Here is a 14,452-nt window from a genome sequence, read left to right as displayed (position 1 = left end):
GCAGGCCGACCCTCCAGGTACGCAAGCCGCCCCTCGGGGTCACTGAACGGCGTTGCCCTGGCCACTCCGCCGGGCATTCCCCGCCGGCGGAGGTGATACTCGGGGCGTGAGCGGCTTCAGCCTGCGGTTCCTCGGCCATTCGACCGTCCGCCTGGAACTCGGCGGCCGGGTGGTGCTGACCGATCCGGTGCTCACCGCGCGCGTCGGCGGGCTCGTCCGGGTGGTGCCGGTGCCGGCGCCCGCAAGCTACGCCGACGTCGACCTCGTCCTGCTGTCCCACCTGCACGGCGACCACCTGCACCTGCCGTCGCTCAAGCTGCTCGGCAAGCGCCCCCGGATCGTCGTCCCCCGCGGCGCCGGGACGTGGCTGCGCCGGAAGGGCTTCGAGCGCGTCGAGGAGATCGCGCCCGGGGAGACGCTCACCGACGGCGGCCTGACCGTCACCGCCACCGAGGCCGTCCACTCCGGACACCGGTGGGGACCGCGCCTGACCCACGGGCCGCAGAGTCCCGCACTCGGGCACCTGATCGAGGGCGACGGCAAGAAGATCTACAACGCGGGCGACACCGACCTCTTCGACGGCATGCGCGACCTCGGCCCGGTCGACGTCGCCCTGCTGCCCGTCTGGGGCTGGGGACCGAACCTCGGCCCCGGCCACCTCGACCCCGCCCGCGCCGCCCAGGCCGCCGCGCTGGTCCAGGCCCGCGCGGCCGTCCCCGTGCACTGGGGCACGCTCGCCGTCCCCGGCGTCCGGCGCACCGCCCGGATGCGCCGGCTGCTGGCCGACCCGCCAAGGGTGTTCGCCGCCGAAGCCGCAGGCCGGACCGAAGTGCTGTGCACCGAGCCCGGTGCCGACGTCGCCCTGCCCGCCCCGAAGGACCGCGCGTGAACTGGACCGACCCCGCCGCCATCGGGTACCCCGCGGTGTTCGGCGGCGTGCTGCTCGGCTCGATCGTCCCCGTCGTGCCGACCGGCGCGGTGGTCGGCGCCGCGGCGGCCGTCGCGACCACGACCGGGCACCTGTCCCTGCCGCTCGTGATCGTCCTCGCCACCCTCGGCGCGTACGTCGGCGACGTCGTCACGTTCGGCATCCCGCGCCTGGGCAGCGAAGCCGCGTTCCGCTGGATCAGCCGCCGCCAGCCCGCCGAACGGCTCGAGAAGGCCCGCGAACAGTTCGCCCGCCGCGGCTGGCAGCTCGTGGTGATCGGCAGGCTCGTCCCGGCCGGCCGCATCCCGGTGCTGCTCGCCGCGGCCGCGCTGAGCTACCCGTGGCGGCGCCTGCTGCCCGCCGCGCTCGGGGCGTGCGTGCTCTGGGCGTGCGCGTACGCCGTGCTCGGCATCGTCAGCGGCGGCATCTTCGACTCGCCCCTCGTCGCGACGCTGCTGGCGACGGTGCTCGTCCTGCTGGTCACCGTGCTGGCCAACCTGATCGCCCGGTGGCGGCGCAGGACCAAGGAGCCGGTGTGACGACGACGGCGCCGAAGGGCAGGCTGCTGCGCGGCGGCCGGGCCGTCGCCCGCGCGGTGGGCGTGTGGATCGCGGTGACCGGCGCGCTGCGCCTGCTCGACGTGCTCCTGCCCGGCTTCCGGATGACGCACTGGTGGCAGCCGACCGTCTGCGCGCTGCTGCTCGGCCTGCTCACCGCCGTGGTCTGGCCGCTGGTCATGCGGATCGCCTACCCGCTGGCGTTCGTCACCTTCGGCGGCTTCGGGTTCCTGCTGCTCGGCGCGGGGACCCTCGCCGTCTTCCGCACGGTGCCCGGCGTCGAGGTCGCGGGCTTCCGGACCGCGGTGATCGTCACGCTCGGCATGGCCGCCGTCGGCGCGCTGATCTCCAGCCTGTTCGCCGTCGACGAGGACGAGATCTTCTTCCGCCGCGCCGCCCGGCGCCGCCGGCGGCACCACCACGAACCCGGCGCCGCCGAACCGCCGCCCGGCGTGCTGTTCCTGCAGATCGACGGCCTCGGGTACGACACCGTCCGCCGCGCGATCCGCGACGGCGACATGCCGACATTCGCCGCCTGGCTCGCCGAGGACAGCCACGCGCTGAACCGCCGGCACACCGACTGGAGCTCGCAGACCGGCGCGAGCGTCTGCGGCATCCTGCACGGCTCCAACCACGACATCCTCGGCTTCCGCTGGTACGAAAAGGACCGCGACCACGTGATGGCGTGCGCGCACCCGGCCGACGCGGCCGAGATCGAGCGGCGGCACTCCGACGGCCGCGGCCTCCTGGCCGGCGACGGCGCGAGCCGCGGCAACCTCTTCTCCGGTGACGCCGCCCACGTCAGCCTCACCATGAGCTCGATCCCCGTGCTCGTGCCGAAGAAGCTGCTGCGCCGCCACCGCGACCGCGTCGGCGCGGGCTACTACGCCTACTTCGCGAACCCGGTCAACACGCTGCGCACGTTCGCCGTCGCCCTCGTCGACGTCTTCCGCGAGATCAGCGCGTCGGTGCGCCAGCGCCGGGCCGGTGTCGTGCCGCGGATCCCGCGCGGCGGCTGGTATCCCCTGGCGCGGCCGGGCACGACGGTGATCGCGCGGGACGTCGTCGTGTCGGCGATCCTCGGCGACATGCTCGCCGGCCGGCCCGCGGTGTACGCGGACTTCCTCGGCTACGACGAGGTCGCGCACCACTCCGGCATCGAGCGGTTCGACACGCTGTCGGTGCTGCGCTCGATCGACCAGCAGATCGCGCGGCTGCACCGGGCTTCGCGGCTCGCTCCGCGCCGCTACCACGTCGTCGCGCTGTCGGACCACGGCCAGACGCAGGGCGAGGCGTTCTCGCAGCGGTTCGGCGAGACGATCGAGGCGTACGTCGGCCGCATGTGCGGCGGTTCGCCGTCGCCGTCGGCGGGCAAACGGCGGCAGGCCGAGAGCTGGCAGATCAACGCGGCCCTGGCCGAGGCGACGAAGAGCGGCGGCCTCATCGCGCGCCGGCTGCGCGCCCGGGTGGAGGACGCCGAGTGCGCCGAAGACCGCCCGCGCACGACGTCCGGCTCGCCCAGCGCGGTCACCCGCGTGGCGCCGGGCGTGGTGGTGGTCGTGTCGGGGCACCTCGCGATGGTTTCGTTCACCGAGCACGAAGGCCGGGTCGAACTGGAGACGATCGAGCGCGAGTTCCCGGACCTGCTGCCGTCCCTGGTGGACCACCCCGGCGTCGGGTTCCTGCTGGTCTCGAGCCGCGAGTTCGGCCCGGTGGTGCTGGGCCGCGACGGCCTGCACCGGCTGGCCACGGGCGTGGTGATCGGCGAGGACCCGCTGACGCCGTACGGCCCGCACGCGGCGGACCTGATCGCCCGGGTGGACACGTTCCCGCACTGCGCGGACGTGATGATCAACAGCCGCTACGACCCGGAATCCGACCAGGCGTCGCCGTTCGAGACGCACGTGGGCTCGCACGGCGGCCTGGGCGGGCCGCAGCAGCGCGGCTTCGTGGTGCACCCGCGCGAGCTGGCGTTTCCCGGCGAGGTCGTCGGGGCGGAGGCCCTGCACCGGGTGTTCCGCGGCTGGCTGACAGAGTTGGGCCACCCCGAGCCGGCCGGTGCCGGGGCTTCGGTTCCGGAGGTGGTTTCGTGAAGCTGCTGCGGCAACTGCCGCTCGGCACGCGGGTGGTGGTGCGCTACCGCATCGAAGGCGGCTTCACCGACGCGCTCGGCGACCTGGTGGCCCGCGACGACGCCTCCTGCACGGTGGAGACCCGGCGTGGCCCGGTCGTGGTCGCGTTTGCCGCGGTCACGCTCGCCAAGCCGGTGCCTCCGCCGCCGGTCCGGAAATCGGGTGGCGGCCCGCCGCCCGCTTTGTGACGATCGGGCTCATGTTCGACGCGTTGGTGGCGGAGGCCGAAGCGGTGTCCGTCGACGGCTGGGACTTCTCCTGGCTCGACGGCCGAGCCACCGAAGCCCGCCCTTCGTGGGGCTACCAGCGGCTGCTCGGCAAACGCCTCATGCACGTCGAAACGGCCCTCGACCTGGAAACCGGCGGCGGCGAAGTCCTCGACGGCTGCCCGGCCCTGCCGCCGCGGACGGTCGCCACCGAGTCCTGGCCGCCGAACATCGCGAAGGCGTCGGCCCGGCTCCGGCCGCGCGGGGTCGCCGTCGTGGCCACCGCGGGTCTTCCGTTCCGCGACAGCGTGTTCGACCTCGTCAGCAGCCGCCACCCGGTGACGACCGACTGGCCGGGGATCGCCCGCGTCCTGCGTCCCGGCGGAACGTACTTCTCCCAGCAGGTCGGCCCGGCGAGCGTGTTCGAGCTCGTGGAGTTCTTCCTCGGCCCGCAGCCGGAGGAAGCCCGCGACAGCCGCCACCCCGACCACGCCGTGCGGGCGGCCGCGGAAGCCGGGCTCGAAGTGACAGACCTGCGCTCGGAGTCGCTGCGCACGGAGTTCTTCGACATCGGCGCGGTGGTCTACTTCCTGCGCAAGGTGATCTGGATGGTCCCGGGCTTCACGGTCGAGCAGTACCGCGGCCGGCTGCGGGAGCTGCACGAGAAGATCGAGCGTGACGGCCCGTTCGTCGCCCACACGACGCGGTTCCTCATCGAGGCCCGGAAGCCTTGACGATCGCCGCTTCGACGCCGTCGAGCAGCAGCTCCAGCCCCGCTTCGAACGACAGCCGGGCCTCCCGCTCCAGGTAGGGCTCCTCGGAACCGGACGCCTCGTACTCGCCCTCTTCGCCGAGCCTGGCCACCGTCGGGAACCGGGCCGTGAGGTCCGGCGCCAGCTCCGCCAGCAACGCCGACCGCGCGTACCACCAGTCCTCTTCGGACTGTCCCGTCTCGGTCGCGGCCTGCCGGGACTCCGCCGCCGCCTGGACCGAGCCGCGGACGATGTTGAACAGCGCCGCCACCACCCAGCGGACCCGGGACAGCGGCAAGCCGGTCGACGCCAGGACCGAGAGCAGCGTCTCCTGCACGTGGAACTCCCCCGGCCCGAGCACCGGCCGCGCCGGCGACACCTGCAGCAGCCACGGGTGCCGCAGGTGCAGGTCCCACAGCGCGCCGGCGAGCGCCAAGGCGGACGAGCGCCAGCCGCCGGCCGCCGGGAACGACGACGGCAGTTCGCCCAGCGTCCGGTCGTACATGAGGTCGACCAGCTCGGTCTTGCCCGGCACGTAGGTGTACAGAGCCATCGCTGTGCGGCCGAGGCGCTCCCCGACCGACCGCATCGACAGCGCCGCCATGCCCTCGGCGTCCGCGATTTCGATCGCCGCCGCGACGATCGCCTCGACGGACAGGCCCGGCTTGGGCCCCGGGCCGGTGCGCGGGGCCACCACCCGCGGCCCCCACAGCAGCTCCATGGACCGCCGGGCGTCGCCCTGACCCGCGAAGACGACCACCTTGCCGACTCCTTACACCCTAAAGTAATGTACCCTGGAGAATCACTTTACAGCCTAAAGTATCAAGAAGGACGGTATGACTTCACCCAGGCGGGCCGCCGACACCCACGACGTGATCGAGGTCCGGGGGGCCCGGGAGAACAACCTGACCGGCATCGACCTGGACATCCCGAAGCGACGGCTCACGGTGTTCACGGGCGTGTCCGGTTCCGGCAAGTCGTCCCTGGTCTTCGGCACCATCGCGGCCGAGTCCCAGCGGCTGATCAACGAGACCTACAGCGCCTTCCTCCAGTCGTTCATGCCGAGCCTCTCGCGCCCGGACGTCGACCTGCTGGAGAACCTGAGCGCGGCCATCGTCGTCGACCAGGAGCGGATGGGCGCCAACTCGCGCTCGACGGTCGGCACCGCGACCGACGCCTACGCCATGCTGCGGATCGCCTTCTCGCGGCTCGGCGAGCCGTACGTCGGCACGTCCGGCGCGTTCAGCTTCAACCTGCCCGAAGGCATGTGCCCGGCCTGCGAGGGCCTCGGCCGGGTTTCCGACCTCGACGTCGACGCCCTGCTCGACTTCGACCTCTCCCTCAACGAAGGCGCGATCCAGGTGCCGGGCTTCACGCCGGACACCTGGTACGTGCAGACCTACCTCTCCTCCGGCTTCTACGACCCGGACGCGAAGATCCGCGACTTCACGCCGGAGCAGCTCGACGCCCTGCTGCACAAGGATTCCTGCAAGGTGAAGGTCGGCAAGACCAACGTCACCTACGAGGGCCTCGCGGTGAAGGTCCGGCGGCTCTACCTGCACAAGGACGTCGAATCGCTGCAGCCGAAGCTGCGGGCGTTCATCGAGAAGGCCGCCACCTTCAAGACCTGCGGCGAGTGCGGTGGCGCCCGGCTCAACCAGGCCGCCCTGTCGGCGAAGATCGACGGCAAGAACATCGCCGACTGCGCCGCCCTGCAGATCAGCGACCTCGCCGAGTTCGTCCGGAACCTCGACGCGCCGTCGATCCGGCCGCTGCTGGGCAACCTGCGCGACACGCTCGACTCGCTGGTCGAGATCGGCCTCGGCTACCTGTCGCTGGACCGCGAGTCCGCGACGCTCTCCGGCGGCGAGGCGCAGCGCGTGAAGATGGTGCGCCACCTGGGCTCGAGCCTCACCGATGTCACCTACGTCTTCGACGAGCCGACCGTCGGGCTGCACCCGCACGACATCGAGCGGATGAACAACCTGCTGTTGTGCCTGCGGGACAAGGGGAACACGATCCTGGTCGTCGAGCACAAGCCGGAGACGATCCGGATCGCCGACCACGTCGTCGACCTCGGTCCCGGCGCGGGCGCCGACGGCGGCCGGCTCTGCTACACCGGCAGCGTCGACGGCCTGCGCGCGTCCGGCACGCTCACCGGCCGCCACCTCGACCACCGGGTCACCCTCCGCTCCGAGGTCCGGCAGCCCACCGGGCACATCTCGATCACCGGCGCGCGCCTCCACAACCTGAAGGACGTCAGCGTCGACGTCCCGCTCGGCGTGCTGACCGTGGTCACCGGGGTGGCCGGGTCCGGGAAGTCGTCGCTGATCCACGGCTCCCTGGCCCGGCGCGACGACGTCGTCGTGGTCGACCAGTCGGCGATCCGCGGGTCCCGGCGGTCCAACCCGGCGACCTACACGGGCCTGCTCGACCCGATCCGGGCGGCGTTCGCCAAGGCCAACGGCGTCAAGGCGAGCCTGTTCAGCGCCAACTCCGAAGGCGCCTGCCCGAAGTGCAAGGGCCTCGGCGTGATCTACACGGACCTGGCGATGATGGCCGGGGTCGCGTCGGTCTGCGAGGAGTGCGAGGGCCGTCGGTTCACGCCGAAGGTGCTCACCTACGAGCTGCGCGGCAAGAACATCAGCGAGGTGCTGGCGATGTCCGTCGCCGAGGCCCGCGAGTTCTTCGCCGGCGGCACCGCGCGGACGGTGCTCGACCGCCTCGCCGACGTCGGTCTCGGCTACCTGACGCTCGGGCAGCCGCTGACGACGCTGTCCGGCGGCGAGCGGCAGCGGCTCAAGCTGGCGATCCGGATGGCCGAACGCGGGTCGACCTACATCCTCGACGAGCCGACGACCGGGCTGCACCTGGCCGACGTCGACCAGCTGCTGGCGCTGCTCGACCGGATCGTCGACGCGGGCAACACGGTGATCGTCATCGAGCACCACCAGGCCGTGATGGCCCACGCCGACTGGCTGATCGACCTCGGCCCCGGCGCCGGCCACGACGGCGGCCGGGTCGTCTTCGAAGGCACGCCGGCCGCGCTCGTCGCGGATGCCTCGACGCTCACCGCCCGTCACCTGCGCGAATACCTGGGGAAGCCGTGAAACCGACCGGTCTGCTCGAAGTGACGGCGGTGCGGCGGGTGACGCCGCGGACCGTGCGCGTCACCTTCACCGGCGACGGTCTGGCCGGCCTGGAGCCGTGGCCGGACCAGCAGCTGAAGCTCCTGTTCCCGCCGCCGGGCCGCCCGGTGCGGCTCCCGTCGGCCGGCGACGACGTCATGCGCTGGTACCAGGCGTACCTGGCGATCCCCGAGGACGAGCGCCCGGTGATGCGCAGCTACACGGTGCGTTCGCGCGACCGCGACACGATCGACGTCGACTTCGTGCTGCATTCCGGCTCGCCGGGCCCGGCCACGGCTTGGGCTTCTCGGGCGGCGGTGGGGGACGTCCTCGGCCGGTACGGCCCGGACCCGGCCTACCGCCGTCCACTGTCCACAGCGGACACCCTGCTGTGCGCGGGCGACGAGACGGCGCTCCCGGCCATCGCTTCCATTCTGTCCGAAGTGGACAACGCGGTGGTGTTCCTCGAGGTCGCGGACGCGGCGGAGGAACAGCCGCTGCCCGGCGAGGTGCACTGGCTGCACCGCGGCGGCGCCGAGCACGGCAGCCTCCTGGTGGCGGCGGTGCGCGAGGCGGCGCTCCCCTCCGGATCGGTGGCGGCGTGGCTGGCCGGGGAGGCGTCGACGGTCCGCGCGCTGCGCCGCCATCTCGTCGCCGAGCGCGGCTTGGCCAAGAGCGTCATCGAGTTCACCGGCTACTGGCGCCGCAGCCTGACCCAGGACGACGCCCCGACGCCGGAGGACCTGGCCGACGCGGCGGAAAAGCTGGAACACTCGGCCGGGTGGAAGGGGAACTGACGGCGTCGGGCATCGACCCGGCTTCGGTGGTGTCGGCCGAGGACCTCGGCGGCGGCACGTACAACCGGGCGGTGCGGTTGCGCCTGGCGGACGGGCGGCGGCTGGTGCTCAAGATCGCGCCGTCCGCGCCCGGCCTGACCTACGAGCACGACCTGCTGGCGACCGAGGCGGAGTACTACCGCCTGGCTTCCGGGCCGCTGCCGGCCGTGGTCGGCGCGGGGCCGGGGTTCCTGCTGATGACGGAGGTGCCGGGCGAGCCGTGGAACCGGACGCCCGGCGCCGGCCCGCACCTGCGCACGGAACTGGGCAAGGTCGTGGCTCGCCTGCACGAGACGACCGGCACCGGGTTCGGCTACCTCCAGGACCCGCTGCACCCGACGTGGTTTTCGGCGTTCACGGCGATGGTGGACGCGATCCTGGCCGACGCCGTCCGCTTCCGCGTGCGGCTGCCACGCCCGGCAGCGGAGATCGCCCACCTGGTGCGCCGCCACGAGCCGCTGCTGGAGCCGGTCGAGACGCCGGTCCTGGTCCACTTCGACCTGTGGCAGGGCAACATCCTCCTGGACGGCGACCGCGTGTCGGGCATCGTCGACGCGGAGCGGGCGTTCTGGGGCGACCCGGTGGCGGAGTTCGTATCGCTGACGCTGTTCCACGACCTGGACGCACCGCTGCTGGCGGGCTACGGCCCGGCCCGGTTCGACGCCCCCGCCCACCGGCGGCTGACGTTGTACCGGGTGTACCTGGGGTTGATCATGCTGGTGGAGATGGTGCCGCGGAAGGACACGAACGCGGACCGGGAGCGGTTCGTCTCGGCGTGGCTGGCGGAGAACCTCGACGCGGCCCAGCGGGCGCTGTGAACGGGATGCCCGTGCGCGCCGAAACCGTGGTTCCCCTGCTCATCCGCGACCTCGCAAGCCGATCACTCGAACACCAGTGACACCAGCTCGTCCACGAACGGCTCCACCAGCTCCGCCCCGGTCCGGTTGAGCACGCTGTGGAACAGCGCCACCCGCCCGTGCGCGCCCACGAACACGACCGCCGCCGCGCGGCCGGGCGTCACCCGCAACGGGTGGCCGGCCTCGATGCAGCGCTCGAAGCCCGCGGCCAGCCGGTCGATCACGTCGAGCAGCGGGCCCTCCGCGCGGGCGTCCGGAGCCGGCCGCGAAGCCCCGTTCGCCAGCATCAACCGGTAATGGCCCGGGTTCTCCATCGCGAACGCGCAGTAGGCGTGAATCTGTGCCCGGACGCGACCAACGACGTCGGTTTCCCCCATCGCCTCCTCCGCCGCGCGCATCGAATCCCGCAGCCGGGCGTATTCGTGGTCCAGCAAACCGCGGACCAATTCCGCACGATCGGAGAAATGCTGGTAGATGCTCGCCGGGGCGATGCCGACGGCGCGGGCGACGCCGCGGATCGTCAGCCCGTCCTCGCCGCCGAGCTCGGCCAGCAACCGGCCGGCGGCGGCCAGGATCTCGCCGCGCAACCGTTCGCCTTCGCCCCAGCGGTTTCTTCTTCGGCCCATTCCCGCTTCGACGCGTTCCGCCACCCGCCTATTCATACGCCCGCGGCAGGCACCGCCGTATTCCGGGGTCCGGAAAACGCTCAGGAAACCAGCGCGGGGTACAGCACGGGGAGATCGCCGGCGAGCCCGGCCCGCACGTTCCGGCTGACGTCGTCGGCGAGCACCTCGAACCGGCCTTCGCCGACGCCGTCCAACGCCAGTCCCGCCACGACCGCCGGGTCGGTCTTCGGGCCGTCGACGTCCTTGGCCATGTCGGTGTCCATGTACCCGACGTGCAGCGCCGTCACCTGCGTCTTCTGCGGCGCCAGTTCCAGGCGCAGCGCGTTGGTCAGCGACCAGGCCGCGGACTTCGCCGCGGAGTAGGCCGCGACCCGCGGGGCGGTGAACCAGGAAAGCACCGACAGCACGTTGAGCACCGCGCCGCCGCCGTTGCGCTCGAGGACCGGCGCGAACTCGCGCGTCACGGCCAAGGTGCCGAAGTAGTGCGTGTCCATCTCCAGCCGGATGTCCTCAAGGGATCCGCCCAGCAAGGAGGCGCCGGTGGACGATCCGGCGTTGTTCACCAGCAGCGTGACATCGCTCGCCACGGCGGCCGCCTCCCTGATCGACTCCGGGTCGGTGACGTCCAGCTTCAGCGGGGCCACGCCCGGCAGGTCGATCGACTCGGGGTTCCGCGCGGCGGCGTAGACCTTGGCCGCCCCGCGCTCCAGCAGCGCCTCGGCGAAGCGCCGGCCGAGTCCGCGGTTCGCTCCGGTGACCAGCGCCACCGCACCAGTGATGTCCATGACGAGCTCCTCTCGCACCTGGCTTGCTCGTTGCAAGCTAGCTGTCACCGACCCTACGGCGTAAACTTGCTCCAAGCAAGCCAGGTTGAAGGGATCACACGATGAGCCGTCGCATCACCTGGGCGGATGCCGCCTGCCCGATCGCCCGCGCCGCCGACGTCCTCGGCGAACCGTGGACGCTGCTGATCCTGCGCAACGCCACCGCGGGCACCACCCGGTTCGAAGACTTCCGCGCCCAGCTCGGCATCGCCGACAACGTGCTGACCACCCGGCTGGCCAAGCTCGTCGACCGCGGCCTGCTGACCAAGCTCCCCTACCGCGACGGCGGCCGAACCCGCCACGAATACCGCCTCACCCAGGCCGGTTCGGACGCACTGCCGGTGCTGCACGCGCTCGGCGCGTGGGGCGACGCCCACACCGCGTCGGACACTTCGCCCGGCCCGATGACACTGGTCCACTCCCGCTGCGGACAGCTCACCCGGCCGGGCGCGAAGTGCGACGCCTGCGGGAAACCCCTGGCCAGGGGCGATCTGGCGTGGCGCGGATCCTGGCTCGGCGAGGGCGAAATCCCGCTGGCCGAACCGGTCGGCTGAGCCGAACGGCCCCAAGCCGGTACGAAAGTCGGGTCACAAACGCCGGGCGATTCCGTAAGTTCGACACCCAGCGCGCGCAGACCCGGTAAATTCCCCACGGCAAGGAGTCGTCCCGATGTCCAGGAAGTACCTGCTGCCCGGCGCCGCCGTCGCCCTGGCGATGATCGCGACCCCGCTGACGGCCGGCCCGGCCTTCGCGGCCCCGGAAGCGGCCACGATCGTCTACTACGACACCTCGGACGCCCCGAGCTTCCGCGCGGTGATCAACGCCGGCGCGGCCAACTGGAACGCGGCGGTGTCGAACGTCAAGCTCCAGGAGCGCTCTTCGGGCGCGTCGCTGCACTACACCGAGGGCAACGACCCGCGCGGCTCGTACGCCCAGACCGACGGCCACGGCAGCGGCACGATCTTCATCGACTACACCCAGGCCCAGCAGTACGACCAGACCCGCATCGCGGCCCACGAAACCGGGCACGCGCTGGGCCTGCCGGACCACTACGAAGGTCCGTGCTCGGAGCTGATGTCCGGCGGCGGCCCCGGCCCGTCGTGCACCAACGCGAACCCGAACGCGCAGGAAGCGTCGCAGGTGGAATCCCTGTGGACCAACGGCTTCACCGGCGCCCGCAAGGCCGCGTCCCGCGTCTACGAAGTGACGATGCCGGTCAAGTGACCAGGCATCACGCGTGACTGAGGGGGCATCAGCCGTGATGCCCCCTCAGTCACGAGCAATACCCCCTCGGACACGCATGATGCCCCGCCGAACACACGTGATGCCCGTCGGCACTTCGGCTAGGTTCGGGGGCATGCTCACCACGCTGGCCGTCGCGAACTACCGGTCGCTGCGCGACCTGGTGCTGCCACTGTCCGGGCTGACCGTCGTCACCGGGCCGAACGGCAGCGGCAAGTCGAGCCTCTACCGGGCGCTGCGGCTGCTGGCGGATGCCTCCCGCAACGGCGCCGTGGCGGCGCTGGCCCGGGAGGGCGGCCTGCCGTCGACGTTGTGGGCCGGCCCGGAGAACGGCGTGCGGCGGGGGACCACGCGGGTGCAGGGCAAGGTGCACACGAAGGCCGTCGGGCTGCGGCTCGGCTTCGCGGGTGAGGAGTTCGGCTACGCGCTCGACCTGGGGCTGCCGGTGCCGGCCGCGACGCTGTTCAACCTCGACCCGGAGTTCAAGCGGGAAGCGGTGTGGTCGGGGCCGGTCCTGCGGCCGGCCGCGTTGCTCGCGGACCGGGCGGGCCCGTCGGTCCGCACGCGCGTTTCCTCCGGGGCCTGGGGCGACGAGCGGTTCAAGATCCGGTTGACCGACAGCATGCTGAGCGAGTTCGCGGACCCGCGGGCGTGCCCTGAGCTGCTGGTCCTGCGGGAGCGCATCCGGTCATGGCGCTTTTACGACCACTTCCGCACGGACGAGGACGCACCAGCGCGCCAGTCCCGCATCGGCACCCGCACCCCGGTGCTGGCCCACGACGGCGCCGACCTCGCGGCGGCGCTGCAGACGATCATCGAGGTGGGCCGCACCGAGGAGCTCGCGGAGGTGGTCGACGCGGCGTTCCCCGGCTCCACCTTGGAGGTGCGGCGCTCCGAGGACGGCCTGCTGTCGGTCGAGTTGCGCCAGCACGGCCTGCTGCGGCCGTTGTCGGCGGCGGAGCTGTCGGACGGGACGCTGCGGTTCCTGCTCTGGGTGGCGGCCCTGCTGACCCCGCGCCCGCCGGAGCTGCTGGTGCTGAACGAGCCGGAGACCAGCCTCCACCCGGACCTGCTCCCGGCCTTGGCGACCTTGATCGCGACGGCGGCGAAGGAGACCCAGCTGGTGGTGGTGTCCCACGCCCAGCCCCTGATCCGCGCCCTCTCCGAAGTGACCGACGTGAGCACGGTGGAGCTGGCGAAGGAATACGGCGAGACGAAGGTGGCCGGCCAGGGCCACCTCGACCGCCCCTCCTGGCACTGGCCCTCCCGCTGACCCGTACCCGGCCGGACGGCAGGCCGGGCGCCGTGTCGTCCATCCAGGCACGCGTGGGGTCAGCGGCCGCGAGTGCTTTCACGGATCTCCAAGGCGAACGGGGTCTGGACGTCCTGCGGCGGCGACGTCTTGTCCCCCGTGATGCGCCGGTGCACGAGGTCCACCGCGGCCTCGGCCAGTGCCGTCTTGTCTGGCGCGATCGTCGTCAGCGACGGCAGTGAGAATGCGCTCTCTTCGTTGTTGTCGAACCCCACGATCGCGACGTCCTCGGGCACCCGCAGGCCCAGCTCGGCCACCGCGCGCAGCGCGCCGACGGCCAGCAGGTCGTTGAAGCAGAACACCGCGTCCGGCGGCGCAGGCAGGGCCAGCAACGACTTCATCGCCGCCGCCCCCACCGACCGGTGCCACTTCTCCGCCGGCGCCACCAAAGCGTCCGAATAGGACAAACCGGCCGCCTGCAGGGCCGCGCGGTACCCGGCCAGCCGCTGCGACGACGTCCCGCGCTCCGGGTTGCGCCCGATCGCCGCGATCCGCGTGCGGCCCAGCGAGGCCAGGTGCGCCACCGCCGTGCGCGCCGCCAGGACGTTGTCGATCGCCACGTGGTCGATCGGCAGGTCCACCGCGTGCTCGCCGAGCATGACCAGCGGGATCCCACCCGGGTCGGCCGGGAAGTCCGCCGCCTGCAGGGCTTCCGGGTGCACCAGGGCCCCGTCGACCAGGTGCGGCCCCAGCGACGCGAGCGTCTCCCGCTCCCGTTGCCGCGTCCCCTGCGTCTGTTCGATCAGGACGCTCCAGCCGCGCTTCTGCGCCGCGGTGATGACCAGGCCCGCCAGCTCGCCGAAGTACGGGATCGACAGCTCCGGCACCATCAGCGCCAGGAAGCCGGTGCGGCCGCGGCGGAGGTTGCGGGCCCCGATGTTCGGCCGGTACCCGGTCGCCGCCAGGGCTTCCTCGACGCGCCGCCGGTTTTCCGGCTTGACGAAGGCGTAGCCGTTCACGACGTTCGACACGGTCTTCACCGACACTCCGGCAAGCGTGGCGACGTCCTTGAGCGTCACGGTCACGGGCGGTCCCTTCAGAGAGTGAGCACG

General features: G+C 72.3%; 15 protein-coding genes. 11 read left to right on the top strand and 4 right to left on the bottom strand.

Features of this window, described 5'->3' with window-relative positions; translation table 11 throughout:
- Positions 1–106: 106 nt before the first annotated feature.
- From ACWED2_RS25730 to ACWED2_RS25710, 5 genes are read left to right on the top strand one after another with little or no spacing between them, the layout of a single operon-like run.
- Positions 107–889, top strand: a complete 783-nt coding sequence (locus tag ACWED2_RS25730; protein WP_449693037.1) for an MBL fold metallo-hydrolase — start codon at positions 107–109, stop codon at positions 887–889.
- Complete coding sequence (locus tag ACWED2_RS25725) at positions 886–1,467, top strand: DedA family protein (RefSeq protein ID WP_449693036.1); 582 nt, start codon at positions 886–888, stop codon at positions 1,465–1,467. The genes ACWED2_RS25730 and ACWED2_RS25725 overlap by 4 nt, the downstream gene beginning before the upstream one ends.
- Entirely contained in the window at positions 1,464–3,578 is a 2,115-nt protein-coding gene (locus tag ACWED2_RS25720) for a phage holin family protein (RefSeq protein ID WP_449693035.1), read from the top strand. The genes ACWED2_RS25725 and ACWED2_RS25720 overlap by 4 nt, the downstream gene beginning before the upstream one ends.
- Positions 3,575–3,805 (top strand): putative acetyltransferase, encoded by a 231-nt coding sequence (locus tag ACWED2_RS25715; RefSeq protein ID WP_449693034.1) that lies wholly within the window; start codon positions 3,575–3,577, stop codon positions 3,803–3,805. The genes ACWED2_RS25720 and ACWED2_RS25715 overlap by 4 nt, the downstream gene beginning before the upstream one ends.
- An 11-nt stretch (positions 3,806–3,816) precedes the next feature.
- Positions 3,817–4,557, top strand: a complete 741-nt coding sequence (locus ACWED2_RS25710; protein WP_449693033.1) for a methyltransferase domain-containing protein — start codon at positions 3,817–3,819, stop codon at positions 4,555–4,557.
- Here the strand turns inward: ACWED2_RS25710 and ACWED2_RS25705 are convergent.
- Positions 4,535–5,335: a TetR/AcrR family transcriptional regulator gene (locus tag ACWED2_RS25705; RefSeq protein WP_449693032.1), complete on the bottom strand. Its 801-nt coding sequence runs from the start codon at positions 5,333–5,335 to the stop codon at positions 4,535–4,537. The two genes, ACWED2_RS25710 and ACWED2_RS25705, sit on opposite strands and share 23 nt — an antisense overlap.
- Before the next feature lie 76 nt (positions 5,336–5,411).
- On the opposite strand from ACWED2_RS25705, the gene ACWED2_RS25700 reads away from it, so the two are divergent.
- The 3 genes from ACWED2_RS25700 to ACWED2_RS25690 are packed head-to-tail and all read left to right on the top strand — an operon-like array spanning position 5,412 to position 9,357.
- Positions 5,412–7,685 (top strand): ATP-binding cassette domain-containing protein, encoded by a 2,274-nt coding sequence (locus tag ACWED2_RS25700; protein WP_449693031.1) that lies wholly within the window; start codon positions 5,412–5,414, stop codon positions 7,683–7,685.
- Positions 7,682–8,500, top strand: coding sequence for a siderophore-interacting protein (locus tag ACWED2_RS25695; RefSeq protein WP_449693030.1), 819 nt, complete (start codon positions 7,682–7,684; stop codon positions 8,498–8,500). The genes ACWED2_RS25700 and ACWED2_RS25695 overlap by 4 nt, the downstream gene beginning before the upstream one ends.
- The gene (locus ACWED2_RS25690) at positions 8,485–9,357 is read left to right on the top strand and encodes a phosphotransferase family protein (RefSeq protein ID WP_449693029.1); all 873 of its coding nucleotides are present in this window, start codon (positions 8,485–8,487) and stop codon (positions 9,355–9,357) included. The genes ACWED2_RS25695 and ACWED2_RS25690 overlap by 16 nt, the downstream gene beginning before the upstream one ends.
- A gap of 62 nt (positions 9,358–9,419) precedes the next feature.
- On the opposite strand, the gene ACWED2_RS25685 is transcribed toward ACWED2_RS25690, so the two are convergent.
- Positions 9,420–10,022: a TetR/AcrR family transcriptional regulator gene (locus ACWED2_RS25685; RefSeq protein ID WP_449693028.1), complete on the bottom strand. Its 603-nt coding sequence runs from the start codon at positions 10,020–10,022 to the stop codon at positions 9,420–9,422.
- Positions 10,023–10,102: 80 nt separating this feature from the next.
- A complete protein-coding gene (locus ACWED2_RS25680) occupies positions 10,103–10,807 on the bottom strand; it encodes an SDR family oxidoreductase (RefSeq protein ID WP_449693027.1) in 705 nt (234 codons plus the stop codon).
- Positions 10,808–10,908: 101 nt separating this feature from the next.
- Here ACWED2_RS25680 and ACWED2_RS25675 point away from each other — a divergent pair, with 101 nt between their 5' ends.
- The 3 genes from ACWED2_RS25675 (at position 10,909) to ACWED2_RS25665 (ending at position 13,361) form a co-directional block, all read left to right on the top strand.
- The gene (locus ACWED2_RS25675; protein WP_449693026.1) at positions 10,909–11,400 is read left to right on the top strand and encodes a winged helix-turn-helix transcriptional regulator; all 492 of its coding nucleotides are present in this window, start codon (positions 10,909–10,911) and stop codon (positions 11,398–11,400) included.
- Positions 11,401–11,515: 115 nt separating this feature from the next.
- Positions 11,516–12,070 (top strand): snapalysin family zinc-dependent metalloprotease, encoded by a 555-nt coding sequence (locus tag ACWED2_RS25670; RefSeq protein WP_449693025.1) that lies wholly within the window; start codon positions 11,516–11,518, stop codon positions 12,068–12,070.
- A 133-nt stretch (positions 12,071–12,203) separates the two neighbouring features.
- Entirely contained in the window at positions 12,204–13,361 is a 1,158-nt protein-coding gene (locus ACWED2_RS25665; RefSeq protein ID WP_449693024.1) for an AAA family ATPase, read from the top strand.
- A 59-nt stretch (positions 13,362–13,420) separates the two neighbouring features.
- Here the strand turns inward: ACWED2_RS25665 and ACWED2_RS25660 are convergent, their stop codons facing one another.
- Entirely contained in the window at positions 13,421–14,425 is a 1,005-nt protein-coding gene (locus tag ACWED2_RS25660) for a LacI family DNA-binding transcriptional regulator (RefSeq protein ID WP_449693023.1), read from the bottom strand.
- Positions 14,426–14,452: the final 27 nt, after the last annotated feature.

This window comes from Amycolatopsis sp. NPDC005003 (assembly GCF_053600695.1).
The sequence above is the reverse complement of the archived record's forward strand: the minus strand, read 5'-3'. Positions and strand labels throughout refer to the sequence as shown.